The organism is Okeania sp. (assembly GCF_983059655.1).
Genome location: NZ_CEZPJD010000620.1, coordinates 1 through 4877, shown reverse-complemented (window position 1 = coordinate 4877; position 4877 = coordinate 1). Strand labels below are relative to the sequence as shown.

The 4877-nt window shown below is 38.4% G+C and carries 5 protein-coding genes; all 5 read right to left on the bottom strand.

The window, feature by feature from the left end; all coding sequences use genetic code 11:
* Window positions 1-289 precede the first annotated feature (289 nt).
* Complete coding sequence (nadB, locus tag AC3DU7_RS25375; protein ID WP_488042061.1) at window positions 290-1999, bottom strand: L-aspartate oxidase; 1710 nt, start codon at window positions 1997-1999, stop codon at window positions 290-292.
* 997 nt (window positions 2000-2996) lie between these two features.
* Window positions 2997-3740 carry an isochorismatase family protein gene (locus tag AC3DU7_RS25370; RefSeq protein ID WP_488042060.1) on the bottom strand — a complete coding sequence of 248 codons (744 nt, stop codon included), beginning with the start codon at window positions 3738-3740 and terminating at the stop codon, window positions 2997-2999.
* 193 nt (window positions 3741-3933) lie between these two features.
* On the bottom strand, window positions 3934-4269 hold the full coding sequence (locus AC3DU7_RS25365) for an element excision factor XisI family protein (RefSeq protein ID WP_488042059.1): 336 nt from the start codon (window positions 4267-4269) through the stop codon (window positions 3934-3936).
* 40 nt (window positions 4270-4309) lie between these two features.
* Complete coding sequence (locus tag AC3DU7_RS25360; protein WP_488042062.1) at window positions 4310-4588, bottom strand: element excision factor XisH family protein; 279 nt, start codon at window positions 4586-4588, stop codon at window positions 4310-4312.
* Window positions 4589-4654: 66 nt separating this feature from the next.
* Window positions 4655-4877: zinc ribbon domain-containing protein (locus AC3DU7_RS25355; protein WP_488042058.1), on the bottom strand; the 223-nt coding region annotated here is incomplete at its 5' end.

Below are 4877 nucleotides of genomic sequence, written 5' to 3'. Positions count from 1 at the left end.
CCCTAAAAGAGAGAGGATTGACAAATAAGAAAAAAATTTATTCTCTTGATCGATTTGATATGGCGTTTCGGCTGTCGCCGACATGAAAAGCGGAGCGGCTCTGCAAGAGCTAGTTTCTTCGCCATCCCACCCTACGGGAAGCTGCGCAATTTCTGTCCGGAATGCTCCGCAAACATGTCGGCGACAGCCATTAACGTAGTTATGCGCTAGCAAAACGACCGCTGTCTTGGTCGAATGGAATAGGCTGTAATTATTAATTGTTCGGTAACAAATATTTCTCAAACTGATATTATGCCTCAACTACCATACTTTTGATTTTTGACTCTTCAGAATTAATCGTCATTGGCGATTTCCACAAGCGATCGCCCTGTATCAAAGTATGTATTCTCCAACGATCGGCAGTTTGAGGATAATCGCTACGATAATGTCCACCTCTGCTTTCAGTCCGCCATGCAGCACTTTTGAGAGTTAAATAACCTAGATCCAAAAGATTGAGCGTTTCTGTAACCATCCGCAACTGTTGTTCAGCATCAGTCGAATTTAACTCTATCATCTGGTTAGGTAATAGATTTGTTAAAAATTGAACTACATCCAAATCTGCCAAACTTTCTCGCCAATTATTAATTTTATGCAACGCCCTATCTAACAATTCTCTTTCACGAGAGATACCAGCACTTTCCCACATTAAACTTGGTAACATTTGGCGAACCAATTCTATCTGTTCCATATCCCCAATCCAATCAAAGTCTACCTGCGATACCTGAGAATTAGGTGCAACTAAATTTGGCTGAATTTCAATACGAGATAGTTGAGAAGCAAATACTAAACATTCTAACAAAGAATTACTCGCCAAACGATTTGCTCCATGCACCCCTGTACTTGCTGTTTCTCCAACAGCGTAGAGTCCACGAATTGAGGTTTGACTCATTAAGTCGCAAGCAATTCCGCCCATCCAATAATGAGCAGCAGGAGCAACCGGAATAGGTTCTTGAAAAACATCAATACCCCATTGTTTGCAGACATTGATAATATTGGGGAAACGATAACTAATGCGGTCGGGAGTAATAGGTCGCAAATCTAAATAAACATGAGCTTGGGTGGGGTCATCTGTAGTTTTTTGCAAGTGATGAAAAATAGCTCTACTGACAACATCTCTTGGTGCTAACTCTCCAGCAGGATGATATTCAAAAGCAAAACGGTTTCCACGAACATCAATTAGATGTGCTCCTTCTCCCCGCACAGCTTCACTAATCAGAAAATGAGGAGCGCCTGGTTTAGTTAAAGCAGTAGGATGAAATTGGAAAAATTCCAAATCTCGTAAAACAGCTCCCGCACGCCAAGCTATTGCGACTCCATCTCCGGTACTCACTTCCGGGTTAGTTGTTTGAGCAAATATTTGACCGCCTCCACCTGTTGCCAGCACAACTACAGAAGATTTTAACCACTGAATTTTACTTTGATGAAGAAGACTAATACCTTGGACGCGATTTTTTTGTGGAGTCAGCCATAAATTTAATGCTACTGCCTGAGAAATCACTTGAATGTTTTGCCGTTCCAAAACTTTTGCTGCGAGTGTATCAATAATAGCTCGACCTGTAGTATCTGCAGAGTGAAGTACACGAGGATGTGAGTGGGCAGCTTCTAAAGTCATTGCCAATTTTTCTCCTTTGCGGTCAAAAGCAACACCCATTTCTACTAGATGAGCGATCGCTTCTTCTGCACTTTCCACCATAAATTTTACGGATTCGGGGTCACACAAACCTGCACCAGCTTTGAGGGTATCTTCTAGATGCAAATTCGGGTTGTCGGACTGGTCAATGGCCGCAGCAATGCCTCCTTGAGCGCAGTTACTCGAACCCATATTTATGACACCTTTAGTAACTAAACCAACTCTAAGATGAGTAGGTAAACAAAGTGCAGCATAAAGTCCTGCGGCACCCGAGCCTACTACTATAACATCAAAGTAAGGAGAAATACTTGGAGATTGTAATCTTGGCATTTGTATAAAATTACTTATTTGATATAGAATAAATCAATGTACAATTTTGTTGAGCAAAGCTTTTCTATAAGAAATTTTAGATAAATATTTATAGATAGCAATAGACCATCCCCTCCAATTAAGAGGGAACGAGAAAAATGTTTGCCCATTATCTACAGATTAGGGAGATTATAATTGCTTTCTCAAAAATCAGCTACTTTTTTACAATTTTTTCGGTTATGAATCAAAAATTGTTTAGAGTAACTTATATTTATATTCAGAGGTTATTATGTTTCGGTTTGAGTTTTGATATCAAATCCGTTCCGTTTAATTCGGTATAAAAAAATATTCTATCTTCACTCAGAGCGGAAAGAATTCTGATTTCTCTTCTCTTCTGTTTGCGTAGCATTCCGTAGGAAATTTTGGATTCTGATTCACTATCTTATTACACCGATGCTACCGGATTTGATATTAGCTGTTTAAGTTTTAACTCTAACAGTATGTGAGTAAATACAGCAAATTTCAAGATAGTAAGGTACTATTTAAGGTGTATCTATAAATTTTTATTCCCTATTCCCTCAAAGCATCAAACTTTGTAACTTATCAACTCGAAAAATGCTGTAATTGTTGAAGCTTATCATCAATACAGTGTTGCAGCCTAACTTAGTTTTCAATACTGAAAAATCCTACTTTATAGAAGCCATTTGGTATCTATTAGACATCTCCAGAAAAGAGGGAGTAGGCAGTAGGGAACCCACCCCCAACCCCGACCGTGGAGGGGAAATAATTGATAATTTATGTTTGAGAATTGATTTTATTTTTGATTTTTACGCCTATGTCTATTTAAGAAGTTACAAGTTCAATACCCACCTGGGCTTTATGATTCTGGCAGTCATTTTTCATGATTTTTTGGTCTCTTGAACCCTTATAGTTGTTAGGCTCCTGAAAATGGCTTTCCTAAAGCTTTTCTATTTCAATAAAAGATACGCTTAGGGGTTCTATAACAGTCGATCATCTTCTACAGTTCAATCGTAGAAGCAATAAATGCACCACGTTCGGCCATTTTATATAATCCGATATGGTGTGATACTTTTTGTGGATGAATAGCGGTTTTTGGTAAACCTTGTTCTTCTGCCATTTCTGCTGTGAGGTCAAAGGTAGCACAACCTTTTTCATATACAGCCACATTTTTTAAAGTAGGCACTAAACCATGATTACGAACCGACAGAATAGTTACAACAAAATCCATCACACATATATCAGTGCAAATTCCCACCACAACTAAGACTTCCAGTTTGTATTGATTTATCCAGTTTAACAATACATTACGCTGAGTATTAGCCTCAATAGAACCGATAAATCCATTAATACAGTCCTTGGGAACTAATGTTGTTAGGTGATTATCGTATAACCATTTAAGTTCTGGGACAAGCTCTTCTTCTCCAGTTCCCTTTTCACAATGAGGGGGATAAGGAGGTTCTGGTTTTCCTGGTTCATGGGTATCTAAAAAGGCTAAAACTGGCCAACCTTGTTCAACAAAAGTTCTTGCTAGGCGATCGCTTTCTGAGACCATAGTGGTAATTTGTTCGTTGGGTACTTGCGGTGCTAAGGGGCCACACCCAACAGTGCAAAAACCATTAATTACATCTACAACAATTAATCCGGTAGAGCGATCGCTAATAATATAAGATTGTGGATCGATTGGTAAAGCTGCTTGAATAGTTGCTAAGGCAGTATCAGAAGTAGCGAGAGTTGTTGTCATTGTTCTTTATTAGTTAAAATATTTTCTGCCCAAATGGCATTATTGGAGTTTTCCTTAAAGGTTTTGGAACTGATTTATTTTTAGTTGATGAAATGGCTTTGTTGTCAGGAAAAAATTCTAAGAAATACACTCTATTTCCAGGTCTCAATATATTTGCAAAGGCTTTCCATTTATACATAACAAAAAAGATTGTTTAACATACTGCAAAATCTGTATACTCTCTTAGATATGGTGCATGATAGGCCAAAACAATATCTTGTGGAGATACACCGCGCTCAACTAAAACATTGGCAATGCCAACTTCTGTACCATCATTTTGAATCCAAATCTTGTCACCTTTAAGGTCAATATGAATAGTTGAACCATAAATACGGCGATGTTTATTCCATCCTGTATGGACAAGTTGATAACGGTCTCTTTCTGTATCAAAAATTAATTCCACTTCTACTTCACCATAAGCAGGTTTGTGGCTGCTGTATTCGGTGAGAATTTCTTTGACAAGATGCCGATATTCGTCTAGTTTTGCCATTGCAAAATTTCCTCATTCACTGAATCGAATACAATCAATTTTAATTGATATTCTTGGCTAATAAGTTGGACAAACGACGAGCAAAGAAAGTCTCATAAATTTCAACAGGAATAGCCAGGTATAGTATTCGCCCTGGATCTTCTGCATGAAGAGCAAAGCGATAATTCAGGAATTGTCCCAAAACTGTGTGAAATTCAGAAACAGCCGAAGGCTTGAGAAAAGTTTTAATTTTAACTGCTATTTTTCTTCCATCCTTTTGTGCTGCTAAAAGTCTTTCTGTTGCTTCATAAAACCGATATAAAACGTCATAATATGATATTTTACTGTTTACTTCCTGCTTTGCTGACGCAACGCTGCGCGAACAACTGAGGCCGTCGGCGGTTACTCATCCACAAGCATTCACGGTCAAGCCTACCGCATCTCTCAAATTTATACTGGCGTTTAAATCTCTATCTATTGACCTACCACACTCTGGACAATCATAAGTTCTCAGATTTAATGGCATATCTTGAACGTGACCACAGTTTGAGCAAGTCTTTGACGATGGAAAAAATCTATCAATGACTACCAACTCAGATCCGTACCATTGACACTTGTATTCAAGCTGT

What these genes read in the sequence shown, in the direction of transcription:
- nadB (WP_488042061.1), bottom strand. Translation starts at nt 1,999, where the DNA reads ATGCCAAGATTACAATCTCCAAGTATTTCTCCTTACTTTGATGTTATA.
- AC3DU7_RS25370 (WP_488042060.1), bottom strand. Translation starts at nt 3,740, where the DNA reads ATGACAACAACTCTCGCTACTTCTGATACTGCCTTAGCAACTATTCAA.
- AC3DU7_RS25365 (WP_488042059.1), bottom strand. Translation starts at nt 4,269, where the DNA reads ATGGCAAAACTAGACGAATATCGGCATCTTGTCAAAGAAATTCTCACC.